Annotated in this window: 16 protein-coding genes; 9 read left to right on the forward strand and 7 right to left on the reverse strand. The window is 69.3% G+C overall.

Annotated features, from left to right (window positions below):
* Positions 1-114: 114 nt before the first annotated feature.
* The 7 genes from guaB to M0G41_RS04825 all read left to right on the forward strand — a co-directional run bounded on the left by guaB (position 115) and on the right by M0G41_RS04825 (position 12,677).
* Positions 115-1,572, forward strand: a complete 1,458-nt coding sequence (guaB, locus tag M0G41_RS04795; protein WP_248205813.1) for an IMP dehydrogenase — start codon at positions 115-117, stop codon at positions 1,570-1,572.
* 104 nt (positions 1,573-1,676) lie between these two features.
* Entirely contained in the window at positions 1,677-3,245 is a 1,569-nt protein-coding gene (gene guaA, locus M0G41_RS04800; protein ID WP_248205817.1) for a glutamine-hydrolyzing GMP synthase, read from the forward strand.
* A 57-nt stretch (positions 3,246-3,302) separates the two neighbouring features.
* Entirely contained in the window at positions 3,303-4,280 is a 978-nt protein-coding gene (locus tag M0G41_RS04805) for a nitrilase-related carbon-nitrogen hydrolase (protein WP_248205819.1), read from the forward strand.
* On the forward strand, positions 4,277-7,567 hold the full coding sequence (locus tag M0G41_RS04810) for a CRTAC1 family protein (RefSeq protein ID WP_248205824.1): 3,291 nt from the start codon (positions 4,277-4,279) through the stop codon (positions 7,565-7,567). The genes M0G41_RS04805 and M0G41_RS04810 overlap by 4 nt, the downstream gene beginning before the upstream one ends.
* Positions 7,567-10,365, forward strand: coding sequence for a multiheme c-type cytochrome (locus M0G41_RS04815; RefSeq protein WP_248205827.1), 2,799 nt, complete (start codon positions 7,567-7,569; stop codon positions 10,363-10,365). The genes M0G41_RS04810 and M0G41_RS04815 overlap by 1 nt, the downstream gene beginning before the upstream one ends.
* On the forward strand, positions 10,362-12,230 hold the full coding sequence (locus M0G41_RS04820) for a CRTAC1 family protein (RefSeq protein WP_248205830.1): 1,869 nt from the start codon (positions 10,362-10,364) through the stop codon (positions 12,228-12,230). Before M0G41_RS04815 ends, M0G41_RS04820 begins: the two co-directional genes overlap by 4 nt.
* 96 nt (positions 12,231-12,326) lie before the next feature.
* On the forward strand, positions 12,327-12,677 hold the full coding sequence (locus tag M0G41_RS04825; protein WP_248205833.1) for a DUF2200 domain-containing protein: 351 nt from the start codon (positions 12,327-12,329) through the stop codon (positions 12,675-12,677).
* A gap of 403 nt (positions 12,678-13,080) precedes the next feature.
* On the opposite strand, the gene M0G41_RS04830 is transcribed toward M0G41_RS04825, so the two are convergent.
* Both M0G41_RS04830 and neuC read right to left on the reverse strand, forming a co-directional pair.
* Complete coding sequence (locus tag M0G41_RS04830; RefSeq protein WP_248205836.1) at positions 13,081-14,202, reverse strand: DegT/DnrJ/EryC1/StrS family aminotransferase; 1,122 nt, start codon at positions 14,200-14,202, stop codon at positions 13,081-13,083.
* On the reverse strand, positions 14,192-15,385 hold the full coding sequence (gene neuC, locus M0G41_RS04835; protein WP_248205839.1) for a UDP-N-acetylglucosamine 2-epimerase: 1,194 nt from the start codon (positions 15,383-15,385) through the stop codon (positions 14,192-14,194). The genes M0G41_RS04830 and neuC overlap by 11 nt, the downstream gene beginning before the upstream one ends.
* Before the next feature lie 121 nt (positions 15,386-15,506).
* Here neuC and M0G41_RS04840 point away from each other — a divergent pair, with 121 nt between their 5' ends.
* Both M0G41_RS04840 and M0G41_RS04845 read left to right on the forward strand, forming a co-directional pair.
* Positions 15,507-17,210 carry a CRTAC1 family protein gene (locus M0G41_RS04840; protein ID WP_248205843.1) on the forward strand — a complete coding sequence of 568 codons (1,704 nt, stop codon included), beginning with the start codon at positions 15,507-15,509 and terminating at the stop codon, positions 17,208-17,210.
* Positions 17,207-18,784, forward strand: coding sequence for a tetratricopeptide repeat protein (locus tag M0G41_RS04845; protein ID WP_248205845.1), 1,578 nt, complete (start codon positions 17,207-17,209; stop codon positions 18,782-18,784). Before M0G41_RS04840 ends, M0G41_RS04845 begins: the two co-directional genes overlap by 4 nt.
* Positions 18,785-18,897: 113 nt before the next feature.
* Here M0G41_RS04845 and rlmF read toward each other — a convergent pair whose 3' ends face one another.
* From rlmF to M0G41_RS04870, 5 genes are all read right to left on the reverse strand, one after another.
* The gene (rlmF, locus tag M0G41_RS04850) at positions 18,898-19,896 is read right to left on the reverse strand and encodes a 23S rRNA (adenine(1618)-N(6))-methyltransferase RlmF (protein ID WP_248205848.1); all 999 of its coding nucleotides are present in this window, start codon (positions 19,894-19,896) and stop codon (positions 18,898-18,900) included.
* A 40-nt stretch (positions 19,897-19,936) separates the two neighbouring features.
* Positions 19,937-20,671 carry an rRNA pseudouridine synthase gene (locus M0G41_RS04855; RefSeq protein WP_248205850.1) on the reverse strand — a complete coding sequence of 245 codons (735 nt, stop codon included), beginning with the start codon at positions 20,669-20,671 and terminating at the stop codon, positions 19,937-19,939.
* A gap of 522 nt (positions 20,672-21,193) precedes the next feature.
* A complete protein-coding gene (locus tag M0G41_RS04860; RefSeq protein ID WP_248205853.1) occupies positions 21,194-22,189 on the reverse strand; it encodes an NADPH:quinone oxidoreductase family protein in 996 nt (331 codons plus the stop codon).
* Positions 22,190-22,712: 523 nt separating this feature from the next.
* Positions 22,713-23,531 carry an IclR family transcriptional regulator gene (locus tag M0G41_RS04865; protein ID WP_248205856.1) on the reverse strand — a complete coding sequence of 273 codons (819 nt, stop codon included), beginning with the start codon at positions 23,529-23,531 and terminating at the stop codon, positions 22,713-22,715.
* On the reverse strand, positions 23,524-24,777 hold the full coding sequence (locus M0G41_RS04870; protein WP_248205860.1) for an acyl-CoA dehydrogenase family protein: 1,254 nt from the start codon (positions 24,775-24,777) through the stop codon (positions 23,524-23,526). The genes M0G41_RS04865 and M0G41_RS04870 overlap by 8 nt, the downstream gene beginning before the upstream one ends.
* Positions 24,778-24,883: the final 106 nt, after the last annotated feature.

Consider the following 24,883-nt stretch of genomic DNA (forward strand, 5'->3'; position numbering starts at 1 on the left):
GCCGGGCGTCTCGCTTTTCCCTGAGCCCTGGTCCCTAGGCCCTGAGCCCTCGCTCCCAAGCCCTGGGCCCTCGTTTCCCCCTATAATGCCCGGCTTTCTCGGCTGGAGCGGTCCATGTTGCGGATCAAGACGGAAGCGCTGACCTTCGATGATGTGTCGCTGGTGCCAGCCCACTCGAAGATCCTGCCCAAGGACGTGTCGCTGGCCAGCCGGTTGACCCGCGATATCCGGGTCAACACGCCGATCGTCTCGGCCGCGATGGACACGGTGACCGAGGCCAACCTGGCGATCGCCATGGCCCAGTTCGGCGGGATCGGCATCATCCACAAGAACATGGGCATCGAACGCCAGGCGACCGAGGTACGCACGGTGAAGATGTTCGAGGCCGGCGTCATCCGCAGCCCGTTCACGGTCAGCCCGGACACGACCATCGGCGAAGTGATGAAGCTGACCCGCGCCCGACGCATCTCCGGCGTGCCGGTGGTCGATGGCGACGAACTGGTCGGCATCGTCACCAGCCGCGACATGCGTTTCGAGAAGAAGCCGGACGATCCGGTCCGCCACATCATGACCAAGAAGGACCGCCTGGTGACCGTGCGTGAGGGCGCCGGACACGACGAGGTCCTGCAGCTGATGCACAAGCACCGCATCGAGAAGGTGCTTGTGGTCGATGATGCCTTCCACCTGCGCGGCCTGATCACGGTCAAGGACATCCAGAAGGCGCAGGACAATCCGGACGCTGCCAAGGACGCCGACGAGCGCCTGCGCGTGGGCGCGGCCGTAGGCGTCGGTGGTGACACCGAGGCGCGCATCGCCGCGCTGGTGGAGGCCGGTGTCGACGTGGTCGTGGTCGACACCGCGCACGGTCACTCGCAGGGCGTGCTTGATCGCGTGCGCTGGGTCAAGAAGACCTTCCCCGGGGTGCAGGTGATCGGCGGCAACATCGTCACCGGCGATGCCGCGCTGGCCCTGCTCGATGCGGGAGCCGACGCGGTGAAGGTCGGCGTGGGTCCGGGCTCGATCTGCACGACCCGCATCGTCGCCGGCGTCGGCGTGCCGCAGATCACAGCGATCGGCATGGTTGCCGAGGCGCTGAAGGACCAGATCCCGCTGATTGCCGACGGCGGCATTCGCTATTCGGGTGACATCGCCAAGGCGATCGCCGCTGGCGCGTCGACGGTCATGATCGGCGGCCTGTTCGCCGGCACCGAGGAGGCTCCGGGCGAGATCGAGCTGTTCCAGGGGCGCAGCTACAAGAGCTACCGCGGCATGGGCTCGCTCGGCGCGATGGAGCAGGGCAGCAAGGACCGCTACTTCCAGGACGCCTCGGACGCCGACAAGCTGGTCCCCGAAGGCATCGAAGGGCGCGTCCCGTATCGCGGTCCGGTGCGCGCGATCGTGCACCAGCTGGCCGGCGGCCTGCGCGCCTCGATGGGCTATGTGGGCTGCGCAGACATCGACAGCATGCGCACCCGCCCCGAGTTCGTCCGGGTGAGCAATGCCGGCGTGCGCGAATCGCACGTGCACGATGTGCAGATCACCAAGGAACCGCCGAACTATCGGATGAGCTGATCTTTCCGTGATTGGTGATTCGTGATTCGTGATTCGCAACAGCGGGTCACCGCGAGCTGCCACTCATCACTCTTCGAATCACCCATCACGAATCACGGGCTCCAATGGACATCCACAGCGACAAGATCCTGATCCTCGACTTCGGCGCGCAGTACACGCAGCTGATCGCCCGTCGCGTGCGCGAACTCGGGGTCTATTGCGAAATCTGGGCCTGGGACCACGATCCGGCCGAGATTGCTGCCTGGGGCCCCAAGGGCATCATCCTCTCCGGCGGGCCGGAGTCGACCACCGAGGCCGACTGCCCGAAGGCGCCGCAGGAGGTCTTCGACAGCGGGCTGCCGATCCTTGGTATCTGCTACGGCATGCAGACCATGGCCGCGCAGCTGGGCGGGGCGACCGAAGCCGCCGACCAGCGTGAGTTCGGCCACGCCGAGGTCCGTATCGCCGCGCAGGACCGCCTGCTGGGCGGGATGAGCGACCATCCGGGTGCGAACGAGCCCCGGCTCGATGTCTGGATGAGCCACGGCGACCACGTCACCCGCGAGCCGCCCGGTTTCGTGGTGACCGCCACCACCGACCGCATTCCGATCGCAGCCTTCGCCTGCGAGGAGAAACGCTGGTACGGCGTGCAGTTCCATCCGGAGGTGACCCACACCAAACAGGGCCAGGCCCTGCTTGAGCGTTTCGTGCGCGAGATCTGCGGCTGCGATGCGCTGTGGACGGCCGACAACATCATCGACGACCAGATCGCCCGGGTCCGCGATACGGTCGGACGTGACGAGGTCATCCTCGGTCTCTCGGGTGGCGTCGATTCCTCGGTGGTCGCGGCCCTGCTGCACAAGGCCATCGGTGACCAGCTGACCTGCGTCTTCGTCGACACCGGGCTGCTGCGCTGGCAGGAGGGCGACCAGGTGATGGCGACCTTCGCCGAGCATCTTGGCGTGCGGGTCATCCGGGTCAACGCCGCGGACCGCTACTTCAAGGCGCTGGAGGGCGTCAGCGACCCCGAGCGCAAGCGCAAGATCATCGGCAACCTGTTCGTCGAGATCTTCGAGGAAGAGTCCAACAAGCGCGCCAATGCCCGCTGGCTGGCCCAGGGCACGATCTATCCCGACGTCATCGAGTCGGCCGGCAGCAAGACCGGCAAGGCCCACGTCATCAAGAGCCACCACAATGTCGGCGGCCTGCCCGAGCACATGAAGCTGGGCCTGGTCGAGCCGCTGCGCGAACTGTTCAAGGACGAGGTGCGCCGTCTCGGCGTGGCGCTCGGCCTGCCGCGCGAGATGGTCTTCCGCCACCCCTTCCCGGGGCCGGGCCTGGGCGTGCGCATCCTCGGCGAGGTCAAGCGCGAATACGCCGAACTGCTGGCCAAGGCCGATGCCATCTACATCGAGGAACTGCGCGCTGCCGGCCTCTACGACCGGACCAGCCAGGCCTTCGCGGTATTCCTGCCGGTGAAGTCGGTGGGCGTGGTCGGCGACGCCCGCGCCTACGAATGGGTGATCGCCCTGCGCGCGGTCGAGACCATCGACTTCATGACCGCGCATTGGGCGCATCTGCCCTATGAGTTCCTCGACCGGGTTTCGCGGCGGATCATCAACGAGCTGCGCGGCGTGTCGCGGGTGGTCTATGACATCTCCGGCAAGCCGCCGGCGACCATCGAGTGGGAATGAGCAGGGCAGGGACCGCATTGACCCGGCGCAGCCTGCTTCCGGGTTAGCCTTCGCGAGATGTACTACGCCGCCGCCTGCCAGACCGATTTCCCCGCGCCGCGCCATCGCGACGAGATCGCCGCGCGGGTCGCGCGCATGGCCGAAATCATCGAGCAGACGGTGGTTGGCTACCGACCGTTCTTCGACGTCAAGCTGCTCGCCTTCCCCGAGTTCGCCCACGCCGTGCCGGTGTTCGAGACCGCCGAGGCCCTGCACCGCGAGCTGGCGGTGGAGTTGCCAAACGCGCATACCGACGTGTACTGCAGGCTGGCGAAAAAGCTCGACCTGCACATCCAGACCGGCACCTTCCTCGAGCGCGACGATCGCTATCCGGGCCATGTCTTCAACACCACCCTGTTGATCGGCCCGGGCGGCATCCTTGCCCGCTATCGAAAGGTGAATACCTGGATTCCCTGGGAAGTGCACACCAGCCCGCACGACATCGCGGGCTATGCCGAGGATCCGTTTCCGGTGGTCGACACGCCACTCGGCAAGCTTGGCGTAGCGATCTGTTATGACTGGCTGTTTCCGGAGACGATCCGCGAACTGGCTTTCCGCGGGGCCGAGGTGCTGATCCGGGTATCGGCCTACATGGACCCCTGGGGCACGGCCGAGCCGATGAACTGGTGGACCCTGATCAACCGCACGCGGGCGATTGAGAACACCGCCTACGTGCTGGCCGCGAACCAGGGCGCGCAGATGGCCCACTACCCGCCGTTCAGCTGGCCGGGTGGCAGCATGGTGGTGGACTTCGATGGCCGCATCCTGGCCCAGGCCGATCCCGGCCCAGGGGAGAAGGTCGTCGTCGCTCCCATCGACATCGAGAACCTGCGCCGCGAGCGCCGCCGCCGCGCCGGCCATGACATGCGTGCCCATCTGCGTAGCGCCGTCCACGGATACGCGCAGCGCGACTACCTGGCCCCCGCCGGCGAGGCGGCGATCAGCATCGACAGCCTCAACCAGCGCATCGCCCGCGCCAAGGAACGACTGCCGTGATCCCGACACTGCGCCTCGCGCTGCTGCTTTCACTCGGCCTCGCGCTCGCTGCTTGCAAACAAGCGCCGGAGCCGCTGTCAGACGACCTGATTGCCCGCAATAACGAAGCGGTTGGCCTGATGGGCCAGTACCGCAACGAGGAGGCTAGGGCGATCTTCGCCGAGCTGGCCACCCAGCGTCCCGACGAGCCGCTGCTGCGCAGCAACGAGGCCATCGCCACGCTCAATCGGCAGACCGAGGGCGACGAGGAGCGGGCGCTGGCGATTGCCCGGTCGATTCTCGAACAGCATCCGGGACATCTGCCGGCCCAGTACGTGGCCGGGCTGGCCCACCTCTATCTCGGCCGGGTCGAAGAAGCGCTGCCGCATCTTCAGACGGTGGCCAAGGCCGACTCATCCGACGCCCATGCCGCGTACTTCACGGGCCAGGCGATGGGCCAGCTTGATCGGCCTGACGAAGCCCTCGCCCTCTACCGCCAGGCGATCTCTGCCGATCCCTACCTCGGCAGCGCCTACTACGCCGCGGCCCTCGTACTGCGTGGTCGCGGTGAGGCCGAGGAGGCGCGCCGTCTGCTCGGCGACTACCAGAAGCTGCAGGGCAACCCACGGGCCAAACTCGCCGAATTCCGCTATACCCGGATGGGCGACAAGGCCATGGCCCAGGTGCTTGGCCAGCCCGAACCCGGCACGAGCACGCCACCCGAGGGCGCCGTGTTCGAGGCCGCGGAGCGGGTCGCCGAATTGCCCGTCCAGCCCGGACGCAGCCTGATCACGGCCGACATCGACGGTGACGGCCGACAGGACCTGCTCCTGCTTGGCCCGCACGGCGCCATGCAGTGGCGCGCGGACGGCCGGACCTACCAGGCGCTGCCGCTGCCGCAGGGCTTTCCCTCCGCCGCCCGCAGCGGCGCCTTCGGCGATCTCGAAAACGATGGCCGGCTCGACCTCGTCCTCTGCGGCGCTTCGGGTATCACGCTCTGGCAGGTGGATGGGAGCGGCCGCCACGCGCCGCGCGCAGACGTGCTGCCCGCAGAGGCGGGCGCGGCCTGCCACGACGTGCAGCTGTTCGATGCCGATCACGACGGCGACCTCGATATCTACCGCGTGGGCGGCGCCGGCAACCCGGGCGAGCTGCTGAACAACAATCTTGACGGCAGCTGGCGGGCCCTGTCAGCCGATGCCGAGGCGCTGCGCGGCCCACAGGCCGGCGCCGTGCAGATGCTGGTGGTCGACGCCGAGGGCGACCGCGACCTCGATCTGGTGTTCCTTGACGCCGAGGGCGGCCTGCACTGGCTGCGCAATGATCGGCTCTGGGCCTACGAGCCGCAGCCGCTGGAGCCGATCTGGCAGGAGGGCTGGGGCTCGATCACCATGGTCGACCTTGAGGTCGAAGGACGCCCGACCCTGCTGATGGTGGACCGCGAGGGGCGCATCCAGCAGGGGCGCCTGGACAGTGGCGAGCTCGCGCCGCTGGCCCTGCCGCCGACGCTGTCCCCGGTGCAGGGTGTCGATGTCCTCGACGCCGATGGCGATGGACGCGAGGACCTGCTGCTGCGCCACGCCGAAGGGCTCAGCGTGGTATCCCGCGATGCCGGTGGCGCCTGGCGGCTGCTCTGGGAACACGCCGCCATCGCCGACGCGGCGCTGGCCGTGCTGGAGGACCCGGCGCGCGGCCCTGCGCTGATCTTCACCGACCTCGACCAGGACAACGCCGGCCTCTGGCGCGCGGCGCCCGGTCCGGGCCGTTGGGGCTTCGTCGCCCTCGCCCCAAGTGGACGCAGCGCCGACGCCGACGGCATGCGCTCGAACGCCTCCGGCATTGGCACCGAAATCCGTCTTCGCCGTGGCGCGCACTGGAGCATCGGCCACCTGCTCGACCGCGGCAGCGGCGCCGGGCAGAGCCTGCAGCCGATCGCCTTCGGTGTCGGTGACGCCGGCCAGGCCGACTTCGTCGAGCTGCAGTGGAGCGACGGGGTGATGCAGACCGAGCTGGCGCTGCCCGCCGGCAAGCTGCACCGTATCGAGGAAACCCAGCGCCAGCTGGCCAGCTGCCCCGTGCTGTTCGCCTGGGACGGCGAGCGATTCCGTTTCGTCAGCGACCTGCTGGGCGTCGGCGGCATCGGCTTCCTGCTGGCGCCGGGCCAGTACGCGCCCTCGCGCCCCTGGGAGTACTTCCGCCTGCCGGACGGACTGGCCGTGGAGCGCGACGGCGCCTACCGGCTTAAGATCGCCGAGCCGATGGAGGAGGCCGCCTATCTCGACAGCGTCCGCCTGCACGTCTACGACCTGCCGCCCGGCTGGTCGATGAGCCTCGATGAGCGCATGCATACCGGCGGCGGGCCGGCGCCGACCGGTGCGCCGCTGTTCTACCGCACGCCCGCCTCTCCGGCGGTGGTCTCGATTCGGGACGGGGAGGGCGGTGACCTCACGGCGACCCTGCGCGAGGCCGACTTCGAGGCCGTCGATCCCGGTCCGCGTGACCCTCGCTTCCTCGGCCGTCTGGCCGGCGAACAGCGGGTCGAACTGCACCTCGTTGAACCGCTGCAGCCCGGCGCCGACTACGCTGTGGTGGGCAATGGCTGGGTCGAATACCCCTATTCGCAGACCCTCTTCGCCGCCTGGCAGGCCGGGGCCGACTACCGCAGCTACAGCCTCGATCTCGGCGACGGCCGCGGTAGCTGGCGCGAGGCCTACGCCCAGTTCGGCTACCCCGCCGGCATGCCGCGCGAGTTCGCCCTGCCGCTGCCGCGCGTCGAGACGCCGCTACCGGCGCTGCGACTGCGTGGCAATCTCGAGGTCTATCTCGACCGCCTCGACGTCGTTCGCGTCGAGCCAGCGCCGGAAGCCCTCGTCCATCGGGTCCTGTCGCCGGACAGCGCGCAGATGCAGCGGATCGGCTTCCCGCGCCGCGAGGTCCACGCCGGCAAGCGCCCGGACTACGACTACGGCGAGCGCGCCGCCTTCTGGGACACCCGCTATCCGGTTGGGGCCTACACGGACTTCGGCCCGGTCGAGCCCCTGCTTGAAGCGGTAGACGACGGCTTTGCGATCGTAGGCCCGGGCGACGCCCTGGATCTCTCGTTCGAGGCCCCCCCGGCGCCGCCCGAGGGCTATACCCGCGTGCTGGTGCTGGAAGCCCGCGGCTACGCCAAGGACATGGACCTGTACACCCGCGACGGCGGCACGCTCGGTCCCATGCCCATCACAGCGGAGCTCGACCAGGACGCACGTGCCGGCGGCGATGCCCTGAACAGGCAGTTCAATCAACGCTTCCAGGGAGGGCGCTGATGGTCACCCGGTCTCGCCCCGCGCCGCGCAAGGCGGTCGGTCCCCGGCTGCGCTGGCTCCTTCGCGGTGTGCTGGTGCTGTTCGCCCTGCTGGCGGTCAACTCGGTCTATCTCGGCGCCGTCAGCCTGCTCGAGTGGCATAGCGCGCGCACCTACCAGGACTACGGCTACCAGCTGATGTTCGCCTTCCACCTGCTGGCCGGCCTGCTGCTGGTGGTTCCGGCCCTGGTGTTCATCGGCCTGCACACGCGGAACACCTGGCGGCGGCCGAACCGTCGCGCGGTCTACGCCGGACTCGGCCTGTTCGGCGCGGTGTTCGCCCTGCTCGTCAGCGGCCTGCTTCTGGTGCGCTTCGAGGGTTTCGAGCTCAATCATCCAACCGGGCGCAGCCTCGCCTACTGGGCACATATCGCCACACCGCTGTTCTGCCTGTGGCTGTTCCTCCTGCATCGCCTGGCCGGGCCGCGGATCCGCTGGCGAGCGGGGCTGGGCGTGGCGGCCTCCGGCCTGCTGGTGATCGCCCCGCTGGTCTGGCTGCAGCTGCAGGACCCGCGAGACTGGGGCCAGCCCGGACGCGACGGCAGTGCCGACTTCACCCCGGCCCTGGTGCGTTCGGCCACCGGCAACCCGATTCCGGGCGAGGTGCTGATGCGCGACGACTACTGCGCCAGCTGCCACAAGGACGCGCACGATCGCTGGCAGCACAGCGCACACCGCTTCGCCTCGTTCAACAATCCCGTCTACCTGTTCGCCGTGCGCAACACGCGACAGGCCATGCTGGAGCGCGATGGCGACGTCCGCGGAGCCCGCTTCTGCGCCGGCTGTCACGACCTGGTGCCGCTGCTGAGCGGGGCCTTCGACGATCCCGACTTCGATGACCAGCATCATCCGACCGCCAAGGCCGGGATCACCTGCACAAGCTGTCACGCCATCACCCATGTCAACAGCGTGCGCGGCAATGGTGATTTCACCATCGAGGAGCCCATCCACTATCCCTTCGCCTTCAGCGGCCAGCCGGCCCTGGCCTGGCTCTCACGCCAGCTGATCAAGGCCAATCCCGACTTCCACAAGCGCACCTTCCTCAAGCCGCTGCACAAGCAGGCCGAGTTCTGCGGCACCTGCCACAAGGTCCACCTTCCGGAAGCGCTCAACGATTACAAATGGTTGCGCGGACAGAACCACTACGACGGCTTCCTGCTCAGCGGCGTTTCCGGGCACGGCGTCACCAGCTTCTACTATCCGCCGAAGGCGCAGTCCGGCTGCAACGGCTGCCACATGCCACTGCGCGAGGACGGCGACTTTGCAGCCCGCGATTTCGACGGCAGCGGCCGGCTGAGCGTGCACGACCACCTGTTCCCCGCTGCCAATACCGGCATTCCGGCGCTGCTGGACTTTCCCGACCACGTCAATGCGGCCCACCAGGACATGCTGGAGAAGGCACTGCGCATCGACCTGGTTGCCCTGCGCGCGGAAGGGCGCATCGACGGCGAGCTGATCGGCCCGCTGCGGCCCAGCCTGCCGGCGCTGCAGCCGGGCAAGAGCTATCTGGTGGAGACGGTCGTGCGCACCCTCGGCTTGGGACATCCGTTCACCGAGGGCACCGCGGACTCCAATGAGGTCTGGGTGGAGATCGAGGCCCGTCTTGATGGCGCATTGATCGGCCACAGCGGCCGCATCGATCCGGCGACCGGCGAGGTCGACCCGTGGTCGCACTTCATCAACGCCTTCGTGCTCGACCGCGAGGGCCGCAGGATCGACCGGCGCAATCCGGAAGACATCTTCGTGCCGCTGTACAGCCACCAGATCCCGCCCGGCGCCGCCGACCTGCTGCATTTCCGGATCGAGCTGCCCGAGGACGCGCAGGGCCAGCTGGACCTGACGGCGCGGGTGCACTACCGCAAGTTCGACACCGCCATGATGCGCTACGTACAGGGCGAAGGCTTCAGCGGCAACACGCTGCCGATCAGCCTGCTGGCCGAGGACAGCGTGAGCCTGCCGGTCGGCCGCAGCGAGTCCGTGGGACAGGTCGCTTATGAAGCGATCCCCGAGTGGCAGCGCTGGAACGACTACGGCATCGGCGCGCTGCGCAAGCCCGAGCGCCGACAGCTTCGGCAGGCCGAGGAAGCCTTCCAGCGCGTCGAGTCACTTGGACTCGCCGACGGGGCGCTGAATCTTGCCCGGGTCTATCTCGAGGAAGGCCGACTCGACGAGGCGGCAGACGCGCTGCGCCGCGCAGGCGAGCATCCCCAGCCGGCATTGCCCTGGAGCCGCACCTGGTTCGGCGGCCTGCTGCTGAAGCAGCAGGGCCAGCTGATCGAAGCCATCGACGCATTCGAGAGCCTCGCCGACACGCGCTTTGCCGAGGCCCGGGCCCGCGGATTCGATTTCTCCCGCGACTACCGCCTGCTCAACGAACTGGGTCAGACATGGGTGGAGCTGTCAAAGGGCCTGCGCGGCGAGGCAAAGGCAGCGCAGCGCCAGGCGGCGCTGGAGGAGGCCGCACGCTGGTTCGAGGCCGCCTTGGCGCAGGACCCCGAGAACGCGATGAGTCACTACAACCTGTCCCAGGTCCGCCGCGAGCTCGGCGACGAGGCAGCCTCGGCGCGCCACGCCGCCGAACACGCGCGCTACCGGGTCGATGAGAACGCGCGCGACCGCGCCATCGCCGCGGCCAGGCAACGCTATCCCGCGGCCCGCGCGGCGGCCGATCCGGTCGTGATCCACGACCTGCAGCGCAGCGGGCGCGAGGCGCATGCCGCCGCGCCCGAGGCCACCCGATTCAAGGCCGGAACTCCATGAGCAACGAACCCCTTCCGCCCCACGATGACGCCGGGGAGGAGGGCGATGACCGCATCATCGGTCGCGCCTTCCGCACCTCGCTGGGCGTGCTCCTGGTGCTCGGACTTGTCACCGCCGCGGCATTAGGCCTGCGCAGCCTGCTCAGCGCGCCACCCGAGCAGATCGTCGATGAGGGCAGGGCGGCCCTTGAGTCACTTCGCGAGCCGCCGAAGGGCACCGAGCTGCCGGCACTGCCCTTTGTCGACGTCACCTCTGAGGCGGGCATCGACTTCGTCCACCGCAGCGGGGCCACCGGCGAACGCCTGCTGCCCGAAACCATGGGCGGCGGGGTGGCCTGGCTCGACCATGATGGCGATGGGCTGGAAGACCTTCTGCTGGTCGATTCCGGCCCCTGGCCTGGCGCCGCCGGGTACGCGGAATGGCCGGGCGCGCTGCGCCTGTATCGCAACCGTGGCGACGGCCGCTTCGAAGATGTGACGGCCGCGGCCGGGCTTGCCGGCGTGAAGAGCTACGGCATGGGCCCGGCCGTGGGCGACATCGACGGCGACGGCGACGCGGACCTGTTTCTTGCCGCGGTGGGCCCGAACCGGCTGTTCCGCAACGAGAATGGTCGCTTCGTCGAGATCACCGAGGGCGCCGGCGTCGCCGGCGAGGCTGAGCGCTGGAGCAGCAGCGCCGGCTTCTTCGACATGGACGGCGACGGACTGCCGGAACTGTGGGTAGTTAACTACGTGGAGTGGTCGCGCCAGCGCGACTTCGAGGTCGATTACCGGCTGGATGGCATCGGTCGCGCTTACGGCCCGCCGAGCAACTTCCCGGGGACCGACAGCTACCTTTACCGCAATCTCGGTGGCGGACGCTTCGAGGACATCAGCGCCGCTGCCGGGATCCGCGTGGCGCATGCCCAGACCGGGCTCCCTGTTGGCAAGGGCCTCGCCCTGATTACCCAGGATCTCGACGGCGATGGCTGGACCGACGTCATGGTCGCCAACGACACCGTGCGAAACTTCGTGTTCAGGAACCTGGGCGGCAAGGGATTCGAGGAGGTCGGCGAGGCCTGGGGTCTCGGCTATGACCGCAACGGCCAGGCTACCGGGGCCATGGGCATCGACCTTGGAGAAGTGTTCGGCGACGGCAGCCGGGCGATTGCCATCGGCAACTTCGCCAACGAAATGAGCTCGTTCTACGTTGCCCACGCCGGCAGTGCGCAGTTCGCCGACGAGGCAATCGTCGCCGGCATCGGCCCGGCCTCACGCCTGGCACTGAGCTTCGGCGTGCAGTTCGTCGATGCCGACCTCGACGGACGCCTCGACCTGGTGCAGGCCAACGGCCACGTCGAGAACGAAATCGCGCGGGTACAGCAGAGCCAGCAGTACCCCCAGTCCGCCCAGCTGTTCTGGCAGTGCGGCCAAGCCTGCCGCAGCGATTTCGTCAGCCTGCCCGAGGATCGGATCGGTGACCTCGCCGTCCCGATGGTCGGTCGCGGAGTGGCTGCTGCCGACTTCGATCGCGATGGCGATCCGGACCTCGTCCTGACCCAGGTCGGCGGCCCGCCGCGCCTGCTGCGCAACGATCAGGCCAGCGGCCACCACTGGCTGTCCGTGAGCCTGCGCGGACGCGCCCCGAACACCGAGGCGCTGGGGGCTCTGGTGACCCTCGAGGCCGGCGGCCGGCGCCAGCAGCGCAGTGCCGGCCGGAACCGCAGCTACCTCTCGCAAACGCCGGCCGAGCTGTACTTCGGTCTCGGCACCACGCCCGCCATAGACCGGCTCGAGGTTCGCTGGCCGGACGGCAGCATCGACGAGGTGCGCGTCGAGTCGGTGGACCGCCATGTGGTGATCGAACAGGCAGCTGCGGCACCTTAGCCGTAGCGACCTGCGGCGCAGCCGCCCGGCCGGCGGTGTAAGCTCGAACCCATCGGGACGTGCGACCACCGCGTCCCGCTACCGGGAGGGGAGCCCATGTCCTACGAGCGCGTCTTCGCGATGAAGTTCGCCAAGGTCTACCCGATGTACGTCGCCAAGGCCGAGAAGAAGGGCCGCAGCCGCGAGGAGGTCGACCAGGTGATCTGCTGGCTCACCGGCTATGACGAGGCGGGCCTCGCCCGGCAGATCGAGCAGGAGACCGACTTCCGCACCTTCTTCGCCGATTCCCCGGCCTTCAACCCGAACGTGGCCCTGATCAAGGGCGTCGTCTGCGGCGTTCGCGTGGAAGACGTCGAGGACCCGCTGATGCAGAAGATCCGTTACCTCGACAAGCTCGTCGATGAGCTGGCCCGCGGCAAGGCGATGGAGAAGATCCTTCGCGGCTAGGGCTGGTGCGGGTGCAAAGAAGACATTCATAGGGTGCGGCTGGCCGCACCGCGCGTACCGTCCGAACGCCCTTATCGGTGCGCCAAGGCACATGCTATGGGGATGCTGACGCCCCACGAAGTCCGACCGTGGGAGCGCCCTTGGGCGCGACCGCGGAGATCCGCTCTGGTCGCGGTCTGGGGTGAATCCATAGCGCTGCGGTCGCGCCCAAGGGCGCTCCCACAATTTGACTCCGGCAAGGCCTGCTTTGCGGCGCAAACCGAACCTTGCAGCGCCCGTTGCCTGTAGGAGCCAGCTTGCTGGCGATCGGCCCGTCCGGGGCGCCTATCGCCAGCAAGCTGGCTCCTACAGGCGGGTTCTGCGAAAAGTCTGCTTCACGCCCACACCACCCCTTGCGCCGAGATCAGCTCGCGCACTCGACCAGCTCCCGCAGCAGCCCGCACACCCGATCCACCTCGTCTTCACCCATCGCCGAATGCAGGGGCACGGCCAGACAGCGGCGGCCGACGTTCTCGGTGACCGTCAGGGCGCCGTGGCGATGGCGCCCGCGGTGGAACGGCAGGTGATGGACCGGGGTGAAGTAGGTGTTGCAGCCGATGCCCTCGGCGCGCAGCGCCCGGATCAGGCCGTCGCGGCGGTCGGCGAGGCGGGGGGCAAGGCGCAGTGGCCAGGTGAACCAGGCGATCCGCTGGTTTGCGGCTGCCGGAGCAGGCAGTTCGAAGCGCTCATCGTCCTGCAGGCGCTCCCGATACAGCGCGGCGACCCGCTCGCGGCGCGCCATCGAGGCCTCCAGGCGCTTCAACTGGACCATGCCCAGCGCCGCATGCCACTCCGACAGTCGGGCGCTGTGGCCGGGGCGGTCCACTATGGCGGTCCCGCTGAGCGGGTCGTTGCCCTGGTTGCGCAGCTGGCGGGCGCGCAGGACCAGGTCCGGGTCGTCCATGACCAGCATGCCGCCTTCGCCCACGGAGACCGGCTTGTTCGGATAGAAGGCGAAACAGGCGATATCGCCGTGGCGGCCCACGGGGCCTGACTCATCACGCGCCCCGGCCGCTTCGCAGGCATCGTCGACGACGCGCAGGCGGTGGCCCTCCGCGATAACCTGCAGTGCAGGCATCGGCGCGGGCCGACCGAACAGGTGCACCGGCATGATGGCGCGGGTGTTCGGCCCGACCACCGCATCGACCGAATCCGGGTCGATGTTCAGCGTCACTGGGTCGACATCAACCAGCACCGGATGCGCGCCGGCGCCGAGGATGGCGTTGACCGGACCGACGAAGGTGTAGGCGGGAACGATTACCTCGTCACCCGGACCGATCCCCAAGGCCTCGAGCGCGATCTGCAGGGCCATCGTTCCCGAGCTGACGCCGACGCCGTGGGCGCGGCCAGCGAGCGCTGCCATCCCATCCTCGAACTGCCGTAGCGCCGGACCCACGCTCCAGCGCCGGCTGCGCAGCACGGCGAGCAGGGCCTCGGCCTCGGCCTCGTCGTACTCGGGACAGGCCAGCGGGATCTCAGCCTGCATGATCGAAGGCCTCCTCGCCACGGCGCAGAGGGAGGGCGCGCTTGCGCAGCAGGCGGGCGTCCAGCGGCACGCGGCGCAGCACCTCGACGATGCGCTCGGCGGCGTGTCCGTCGCCATAGGGGCTCTGCATGCCGTCGAGCGAGGCGCGGAACGCCGGATCCAGGGCGCGGGACAGGGCCTCGCGAATGGCTGCGGGCTCGGCCGGTGCGTCGAGAATGTTCGCGGCGCGCTCGCGACCGGCCTGGCGCTCGCCGATATTGACGCAGGGCAGGGAAAGGGAGGGGCTCTCCATGATTCCGCTGCTGGAGTTGCCGACCAGGGCGGCGGCCGCGTGCAGCAGCGCCCAGTACTCGCGGTGCTCGAGGTTGACGAAGACCCTTGCCCGCTCGCGCCCCGCGCAGAAGGCCTCGGCCTGGCGGATGATCGCCTCGCGACCGGCGTCGGCATTGGGGAAGCAGAAGGCCAGGGGGTGGGCACAGTCCTGCAGCGCCTCGAACAGACTGGCCGATTCCGCTGCCGGGTCGCGCAGCAGGGTGACCGGATGCCAGGCCACCACCACCGGAGCCAGGTCGTCACCCAGTCCCCAGCGCGCCAGAAGCGGTACGGGGTCGGGCAGGGCACCTAGGTGCAGGTGGTCGAGCGAGGGCGCGCCCACCCGATGCACCCGCCAGGCTTCTTCACCCATCGCCAGCACCCGGCGCCGCGCCTGCTCGGTCGGCACGAAGTGCAGATGCGAGAGCTTGGTCAGCGCATGGCGCACGGCATCGTCCACAGCGCCCTCGGAGATCTCGCCGCCCTCGATATGGGCGATGGGAATGCGCAGGGCGAGGGCCACCGAAGCGGGCGCAAGCATCTCGTAGCGGTCGGCGATCAGCAGCAGCAGGTCGGGACGCTCGCGGTCCAGCCAATCGGCCAGGGACAGGGTGGCAAGGCCGATGGTCTTGGCCATACCGAGATCGCTGTCGGAGTCCAGCAGGCATTCCAGCCGGGCAGCCAGCGGGAATCCATCCTCGGCGAAGCGCCGCCAGGTCTCGCCGAAGCGCGGCGAGCCATGCGCGCCCAGCGCCACCGGCAGCAGCTCGACATCCTCTGCAGCCTGCAGGCCCTTCATGACGTGATAGAGGTGGCCGTAGTCGGCGCGCGAGGTGCTGACGACGGCAATGCGACGGCGGGCTGGGCTCATCGGACAGGAAGGCGACTAAGGGCGCCCGAGTGTAGCGAGCCCTGCGCGTGATCAAGTGCGGGCTGCGTCAACACCGCGCCTTGGCGATAATGCGGGGCTGCCCCGACGCCCGCGAGCCCTGATGACCCCCCTGCGCACCGCCCTGCTTGCCGTCCTTGCCACCACCGCGCTGCCCGCCACGGCCGCCGACTGGCTGGTCGAGGTGACCGCCGAGGCGGGGATCGACTTCCGCTACGAGCACGGCGGCCGCGGCGAGTTCTATTTTCCCGAGATCATGGGCGCGGGCATCGGAGTGCTCGATGCCGACGGCGACGGCCTGATGGACCTGTACCTGGTTCAGGGTGGCGATATCGGGCCCGGCATCGATCCCGGGAAGCGGAAGCAGGGTGATCGGCTTCTGCTCAACCGCGGCAGCCGCGGCAGCGACGGCCGCTGGAACTGGAGGTTCGAGGACGCCACCGAGGCCTCGGGCATCCGCGCCCGCGGCTATGGCATGGGCGTGGCAGTCGGCGACATCGATGGCGACGGCGATGACGATCTGTACGTGCTGAACTTCGGCGCCAACCAGCTCTGGCGGAATGACGGCAAGGGCCGCTTCACCGACATTACCGCCAGCGCAGGCGTCGGCGATCCACGCTGGAGCGTCTCGGCGAGCTTCGCCGACCTCGACGGCGACGGCCTGCCGGAGCTGTACGTCGCCAACTATGTCGACTACGACTTCGATACACACAAGCGCTGCCGTTCCCCGGGCGGTGGGGAGATCGACTATTGCTCGCCCTCGGCCTACCCGCCGGTGGCCGACAGCCTGTATCGCAACCTGGGCGACGGGCGCTTCGAGGACGTCAGCGAAGCCTCCGGCATCGCCGGACAGAAGGGGCCAGGGCTTGGCGTCGTCGCGCTCGACGTCAACGGTGACGGACGCCGCGATCTCTACGTCGCCAACGACGGCAGGCCGAACTTCCTCTGGATCAACCAGGGCGGGCTGCGCTTCGTCGACGATGCCGTGCTGGCCGGCGCCGCAGTCAACGCAGATGGTGCCGCGGAAGCCGGCATGGGCATCGCAGTAGCCGATGTCGACCGCAACGGCCACGAGGACCTGTTCGTCACCCATATGCGCAACGAGAGCAACACGCTCTACCTCGGCGTCGGTCAGGGCTGGTTCGAGGACCGCACCGCGCGCGCCGGCCTTGCCGCCAGCAGCCTCGGCTTCACCGGCTTCGGCACCGCCTTCGTCGACCTCGACCTCGACGGCTGGGAGGACATCGTCATCGCCAACGGCGGGGTCATCATCGAGCCCGATCCGCTGCCCGCCGAGCGCGGCTTCCCCTACCTGCAGACCGATCAGGTCTACCTGCACAACGGCCGCGGCGGCGAGCAGGCCGCCTTCGCCGAGAAGAGCACCGAGGCCGGCGCCGCCCTTCGCGTGCGCGGCGTGACCCGGGGCCTGGCCGTGGCCGATTTCGACAACGACGGCCGACCGGATATCGCGCTGGGCAACATCAACGGCCCGGCCCGCCTGCTTGCCCACCGCGGCGGGGCGGGGCGGCACTGGCTCGGCCTCGACCTGCGCGACAGCAAAGGGCGGCGCATCGACGGCGCCATCGTCAGCCGCACCGGTCCGGCTGCGCCACTGCGCCGCAGCCGCCGCGACGGTTCCTATGCCTCGGCCCAGGACCCGCGGGTCTGGTTCGGCCTCGGCGAAGACTCTGTGCCAGTGGATCTTCTGGTGAAGTGGCCGGACGGGCGCAGCGAACGATTCGACGGCCTGGCTGTTGATCGCTATCACCGGCTGCAGGCGGGGCAGGGCAAGGAGGCGGCGCAATGAGCGTGCGATCGTTCGCCGCACGCGGTCTTCTGGCGACGCTGCTCTGCGTTGCCGCCCTCGGCGCGCTGGCCGACGAGGCTGGGCTGGCCAGACTCGATGCCTCCGTGCGCGCCGCCATCGAGCAGGCCGAGGCTCGTGTCGATGCGCTGCCCAAGGAGGCCAAGCCGGCCGCGCGCGCCGATGCGCTGGAGCAGCTGGCCAAGGTGCTGCTGGCCCACGACCAGTACGAAGCCGCCACATCGGCCTTCGACCGGGCGCTGGCGCTGGCCCCGCAGCGCTTCTCCCTGCATTACCTGCGCGCCCTGTCGCGGCTCAGCATGGGTGATGTCGACGCGGCGATGACCGGCTTCGACCGTGCCCTTGCCCTGAACAGCGGCTACGTCGCCGGCTGGCTCCGCCGTGGAGAGCTGCGGCTTTCGCGCGGCAACCTCGAAGGCGCCCGGGCGGACTTCGATCAGGCCCAGGCGCTCGACCCGCAGTCCGCCGCTGCCCTCGCCGGCTTGGGGCGCACTGCCCTGCAGGCGGGTCAGCTCGAGGAGGCGGCGGAAAAGCTCACAGAGGCGCTGCGCCGCGCACCCGGCGCCGGCCGGCTGCGTACGCCGCTGGCCCTGGCCCTGCGCCAGCTTGGCCGCACCGACGAGGCGCGCGCCGTGCTCGCCGAGCGCAATGACGAAGCGCTGCCGTTCGCGGATCCGGTGTTCGAGGCGGTCGCCTCGCTGCGCCGCAATCCGGCGCTGATCTATGAGGAGGGCCGTCAGCTGGCCGAACGCGGGAATCTTCCCGCCGCCCTGAAGGCCCTCGGCGAGGCTGTGGCACTGGCCCCGGAAGAACCGGTGTTCCTGACCGAGCATGGCCGCGTGCTGTTGATGGCGGGCCAGGTCGACGAGGCCGAGAAGGCGCTCGGTCGCGCGACCGGGCTGGCCCCGCGCCAGCCCCTGGCCGCCGAGCTCCACGCCCGGGTCGCGCTGGCGCGCGGCGACGCCGATGCGGCCCGCAGCCGGCTTCAGCGAGCGCTGGAACTGATCCCCGAGGCCGACGACCTGCGGGTAGAACTGGCCCGGCTCGAGTTCCGTCAGGGCAGCTACGAAGCCGCCGCCAGGGCCTTTGACGCGCTCGCCTCACGGGTCGAGGGCGCCGAGCTGTCCTATGCGCGTTACTGGGGCGGCCTCGCCCATGCCCTGGCCGGCGACTGCGCCAAGGCACAGGCATCGCTGCGGGACGTCTTCGACGCCTCGGGCGGACGCGACGGCTGGGCCATGCTCGGCCTCGCCCGGCTCGGCGCCCTGTGTCCCGCCGATGCTGCCGCGCGCGACCGGGCCCGCGGCTGGGCCGACACCCTGCATCGCCAGCACCCCGGCGTCGAAACCGCGGTCACCGCCGCCCTGCACGCCGCCGCCGACGGCGACTTCGAACGCGCCCTGACGCTGCAGCAGCAGGCGCTGGATGCCGCGGTCGCCGGCGCCGAACGCCTTGAACATGTCGCTTCGCTGAAGGCCACGCTCGAAGGGTATCGCCAGCGCCGCCTGCCCGAGCGTGCCTACCTCGCCGGCAGCGGCCTGCTCGATATCGACTGACTCGGCTTCGCCCCCTGGGTATCGACACTCAGGGCGCATTGCTGCGCGAGCCCCATACGGTGTTGCGTTCGCCGTCTCCATGCGGCGTACCGGCGCGGCCCACCCCGAAGCGATCAGGCGTCCCCGCGCGGCGCCCCGCACAGCGCCGCGCGCTGGCCGGCATCGAGAAAGCTCCAGGCCAGCAGGCGACTGCGCTTGGCGCCCTGGGCCATCGGGATCTCGCGCACCTCGCGCACCGCGCTGCGCTCAAGGCGCGCGCGCAAGGCGGCCAGATGCTCGGCCTTGGCCACCAGGCTGGTGAACCAGCCGATGCATTCGGGGATCTGCGCGCTTTCCTCGATCATCCGGCGCAGGAAACCGGCCTCACCGCCGCTGCACCACAGTTCGTTGGACTGGCCGCCGAAGTTCAGCGCTGGTCGTTTTCCGCGCACCTCGCTGACGCGACCGAGGTTGCGCCATTTCCGTCGGCTGCCCTCGGCCGCCTCCGCGGCCGATGCATGGAAGGGTGGATTGCACAGGCTGGCCGCGAAGCGTTCTCCCTCGGCCAGCACGCCCTTGAACATACTGTTCCGCTGTGACTGGTGACGGAGCTCGATGGCCGCGGCGAACCCCGGATTGTGTCCCAGCGTGCGCCGCGCGATTTCCAGCGCACTGTTGTCGATATCGCTGCCGACGAAGTGCCAGCCGTACTCCGCGTGCCCGATCAGCGGATAGACCAGATTGGCGCCGACGCCGATATCCAGCACCCGAACCGCCGATCCTTGCGGCGGGGCTCCCCCCAGGTCGGCGGCGAGCAGGTCGGCCAGACAGTGAACGTAGTCGGCCCGGCCCGGCACCGGCGGGCAGAGGTAGCCGTCGGGAAGCTCCCAGCGGCGCACGCCGTATTGCTGATGGAGCAGGGCAGCGTTCAGCGCCCGCACCGACTCTGGCCGCGCAAAATCGATGCTGCGCTCGCCGCGGGGTGTCGTGACCAGGTGCCGGGCCAGCCCCGGCTCGACGCGCAGCAAGGCATCGAAGTCGTAGCTTCCCTGGTGGCGGTTGCGCGGGTGCAGGCCTAGGGGGGCGGCCGGCCCGCCACCCTTCGCGCCGCGCAGCGGGGCCTTCCTGCTCATCGATCGATTGCCGGGCGGGGCAGGGCGCGCATGGCCGGACTCAGAACCGCTCGCCCACCGGCAGGTAACGCCACTGACCTGCAGGCATTGCCCCCTCGGCGCCCTTGCCAAGCGGGATGCGGCCAATGCGCAGGCGGCGGATACTGACTACCGCGAGGCCGACCGCGCTACAGATTTCGCGCAGCTGTCCCGGACGCACTGCCTTGATCGCAAAGCGCAGCCGGGTCTCGTTCTGCCAGCTCACCCGGCAAGGCGGCAGGCTGCGCCCCGCACGGCTTATACCGGCTGAAAGACGCTGCAGGCCATCCGGGCGCATGTCGCCGGACACCTCGACCACGTACTCATGCTCGATCAGGTTCGCCTCCTCCGTGAGCCTGCGAATGATCCGCCGGTCCTGGCTCAGCACGACCAGTCCGCTGGCTTCTGCTTCGAGCGGCGCCAGCAGGGTAAGGCCGTGGAAGTGGCGCTGCAGCGGGCGGACGTCCGAGGGATCCTCCGGCCAGTGCGCCTCCGGCCGCGCCCAGCGCGCCTGCTCACCGGGGCCAAGCAGGTTCATGCCCGCCGGCTTGTGCAGGAGCAGGGTGGCCGGCTCGACCTCGCTGCGCTCCGCTTCCGCCGCCAGCACGACCTGCTCGTCCGCCACCCGGTGCTGCGGCGCCTCGACCACCACACCGTCCACCGACACCCACCCGTTGCGGATATAGCGCTCGGCGTCAGCGCGACTGCAGCCGGCGATCTCGGCCACGCGACGGGAAAGGCGAACGGTGTCGGTCATCTAGAGGCCAGTCGGTTGCGGGCCGGCAGTGTAACGCCGCCTGCCTGACCCGCGCCGGCGACACCCGGCACGCCGTCCCCGCGATCGCAGCCCCAATGATGGCCGCCGGAATGCTGGACACCGGCGAGGGACAGCATCGGGCGCGAAGCAGACATTCATAGGGTGCGGCTGGCCGCACCGGGCGTACCGTCCGAACGCCCGTCTCGGTGCGTCCAAGACGCACCCTATGGGGCTTCGCCGACGCCCAAGGAGGCCCGACTGTGGGAGCGCCCTTGGGCGCGACCGCGGAAATCCGCTCTGGCCGCGGTCTGTGGTGAATGCGTAGCGTCGCGGTCGCGCCCAAGGGCGCTCCCACAATTTGACTGCGGCAAGGTCTGCTTTGCAGCGCAAGCCGGACCTGGCAGCGACGTTGCGTGTAGGAGCCAGCTTGCTGGCGATCGTTCCGTCCGGGGCGCCTATCGCCAGCAAGCTGGCTCCTACAGCGGGGCCGGGGCGAATGCGCACTTCGCGCCCAAACCCAGCCTAGCCGACCTCCTGCGGCAGTACGACCAGCTTGCCCAGCGCCTGGCGGTCGAGCATGGCCTGCAGGGCGGCAGGGGCCTCGTCGAGGCGGTAGCGGCGGGAGATGTGCGGGCGGATCCTGCCGGTGGCGAGCCAGGCGAACAGCTGCTTCATGTTGGCGACGTTGAGCTCGGGCTCGCGCTTGACGAACTCGCCCCAGAACACGCCGACCAGGGCGCTGCCCTTGAGCAGCAGCAGGTTGATCGGAATCTTCGGGATGCTGCCGCCGGCAAAGCCGACCACCAGATAGCGGCCACCCCAGCCGACGCAGCGCAGGGCGGTTTCGGCGACATCGCCGCCCACCGGGTCGTAGACGATGTCCACGCCGCGGCCGCCGGTCAGCGCCTTGACCTGATCGCGAAGGTCGCCCGAGGTGTAATCCAGAACTTCATCGGCGCCGTGGGCCCGTGCGGCCTCGCGCTTGGCTTCGCTGGACGCGCCGGCGATCACCCGCAGGCCGAGCAGCTTGCCGATCTCCACCGCGGCCAGACCCACACCACCGCCGGCACCGAGCACCAGCAGGGTTTCGCCCTCGCGCGCGGCGGCGCGATCCTTGATCGCATGCAGCGAGGTGCCATAGGTCAGCACGAAGCTGCCGGCCAACTCCAGCGCACCATCGTCGATGTCCGGCGGTAGCGGAATCGTGTTCGCCTCATCGACGGCGATTTCCTGCGCGTAGGCGCCGAACGGGGCGATGGCCACGACCTTGTCGCCGACCTTGAGACGCTTGACCTCGGCACCCACGGCGATCACCTCGCCGGACAGCTCGCCGCCCGGCGAGAACGGGAACTCCGGCCGGAACTGGTACTTGCCCGCCACCATCAGGGCATCGGGGTAGTTCACCGCCGCCACCCGCGTGCGCACCAGCACCTGGCGCGGGCCGGGCGTGGGGGAGGGCATATCCTGCAGTTGCAGCGAATCGGGCGTGCCCCAGGCGTTGCAGATGATGGCTTTCATTGGGAGTCCTCCAGGGAGTTGGAAAGGGAGCAGCGACCGTGCCAGCGCGCGTTCGCGCAGGCCGACCTGGTGAAGGGATGGATCCGGCCCTGCCCGCGGCGCAGCAATCCCGCGCGCTCTTCGTAGGAGCGGACATGGCCGCGACCGGCGCGCCGCGGTTGCACCGCAAACCGTGGCCAGAGTGGAAGTCTGCGGTCGCGGCCCTGTCCGCTCCTACAGTTGAAGGGCTGCAGCGCTTCGATGATTGACCAGCTTCCGCAGTCCGCAGTGCGCGCCCAAGCGCCGCCAAGGCGTTGCAGCCTCGCGCGCTTTTCGTAGGAGCGGACATGGCCGCGACCGCAGCGTCGCAGTTCCACTGAAGACTGTGGCCAGTTCGAGTCTCTGTGGGAGGGGGCTTGCCCCAGACCGCGGCGCATCGGACCCACCCCGGACCGCAGCCAGCCCAAGACACCGCATCCGCGATCCACTCCGCCTTTGCACCACGACACGTTGATCAACACGTCCATTAACCGCCCGCCACGGCTCAAAACCGGCCGCCGGTGACGGCCAGTACGCGGTCGCGTAGGGCGACCAGTCTTGGGCCGATTTCGTCGAGGATACGTTCGCGGGTCATCAGCGACACCCGGCCGCTGCAGTTCAGCGCCAGCACGCGGTCGCCATCGGCCGACACGAGGGGCACGCCAACGGCGAACACATCCGGGTTCCAGTCGCCCATCGAGAAGCAGAAGCCATAGTGCCGGCAGTCCTCGCGGGCGCGCAGGATGCCGGCCTTGAGCCGCGGAAAATAGCCGGGCTCGCACTCGCGCTCCAACTCGTGCATCAGCCGATCGAAGACCGGCTGCGGCCGGGCGGCGAGGTCTGCGCGGCCCAGCGCGGTGGAGCCGTGCGGCACGCGGGCGCCGGGGGCAAGATTCAACTCGAAGCTCGGGTCCCCCTCGACGATGTCGAGCAGCACCATGCGCCCGCGCTCGGCCTCGCCCAGCATCACCGCCGCGCGGGTGGATTCGGCCAGCTCGCGCATCAGCGGCCGGGCAATCTCCAGCACCTCGTTGCCGCGAAGAAAGCAATGGGCGAGGGTGAGCACGGCGGTACCCAACGCGTACTTCTCCCGCGCCTGCGAATAGCTGAGGAGGCCGAGGCAGGACAGGGTGTAGGTCAGCCGCGAAACGGTCGCCTTGGGCAGACCGGTGCGGCGTGCGATCTCGCGGTTGCCGAGGTGCCGCTCGCCGTGCTCGAAGCAGCGCAGGATGGCGGCGCCGCGGCCGATTGCCGACACGTACTGCGGATGCGACTCATCGATCGACAGGCTGTAGGTGTCGATCTGCCGTTTCGTGCTACCCATGGCCCGAATCGACGCGATCGGCGCCGGCCGGCGCATTTTTGGCAAGCTCCAGCCGGGCGATGGTGCCGCAGTGCACTTCGTCCGGCCCGTCGGCCAGACGCAGGGTGCGGATCATCGCGTAGGACGCGGCCAGCGGGAAATCCTCGGTCACGCCACCGCCGCCGTGGGCCTGGATCGCCCAGTCGATCACCTGGCAGGCCATCTGCGGCGCGACGACCTTGATCATGGCGATCTCGGCGCGGGCGACCTTGTTGCCGACGGTGTCCATCATCTGCGCCGCCTTCATGGTGAGCAGGCGGGCCTGATCGATCATGCAGCGCGACTGCGCGATGCGCTCGTGCCAGATCGACTGCGCTGCGACCGGTTTGCCGAATGCGATGCGTGACTGCAGCCGCCGGCACATGTATTCCAGCGCCCGTTCGGCGGCGCCGATGGTGCGCATGCAGTGGTGGATACGGCCCGGGCCCAGCCGGGCCTGGGCGATGGCGAAGCCACGTCCCTCGCCGACCAGGATGTTCGAGGCCGGCACGCGCACGCCCTCAAGGGTGATCTCCATGTGCCCGTGCGGGGCATCGTCGTAGCCGAATACCGGAAGGTGCCGCCTGACCGTGATGCCGGGTGCATCGGCGGGCACCAGGATCATCGACTGCTGCTCGTGCTTGGGCGCCGACGGATCCGTCTTGCCCATCACGATGTAGAGCGCGCAGCGCGGATCACCGGCGCCGGAGGCGAACCACTTGTGTCCGTCGATCACGTACTCGTCGCCCTCGCGGCGGATTGCGCACTGGATGTTGGTGGCATCCGATGAGGCCACCGCCGGCTCCGTCATCAGGAAGGCTGAACGGATCGTTCCCGCGAGCAGCGGCTCCAGCCAACGGTCCTTCTGCGCATCGGTGCCGTAGCGCTCGAGGATCTCCATGTTGCCGGTGTCCGGCGCTGCGCAGTTGAACACCTCGGGCGACCAGAACACCCGACCCATGATCTCGCAGAGCGGGGCGTACTCGAGGTTGCTGAGCCCCTCGGGCGCGCGCTCCGAGCCGGGCAGGAACAGATTCCAAAGCCCGGCATCGCGCGCCTTCGGCTTCAGTCGCTCGACGGTCTGCATCACCTGCCAGGGATTGCCGCTCTCGCGGTGGCGTCGCTGCTCGGCGTGGTACTCGGCTTCGGCCGGATAGATGTACAAATCGAAGAACTCCAGCAGGCGCTGCTGCAATTCACGGGCACGGGGCGTGGCGAGGGGTTCCATGGCAGCTCCAGGGGTGGCGCTTATATTCCGTAATGCGGAACAGCATGCGCGATTGAGGACAGCGGCATCGTAGTGCCGGTGCATCCAGTTGACAACGGTGGCGCTC

It is taken from the genome of Pseudomarimonas salicorniae, from assembly GCF_023156535.1.
GTDB classification, from domain to species: Bacteria; Pseudomonadota; Gammaproteobacteria; order Xanthomonadales; family Xanthomonadaceae; genus Pseudomarimonas; species Pseudomarimonas salicorniae.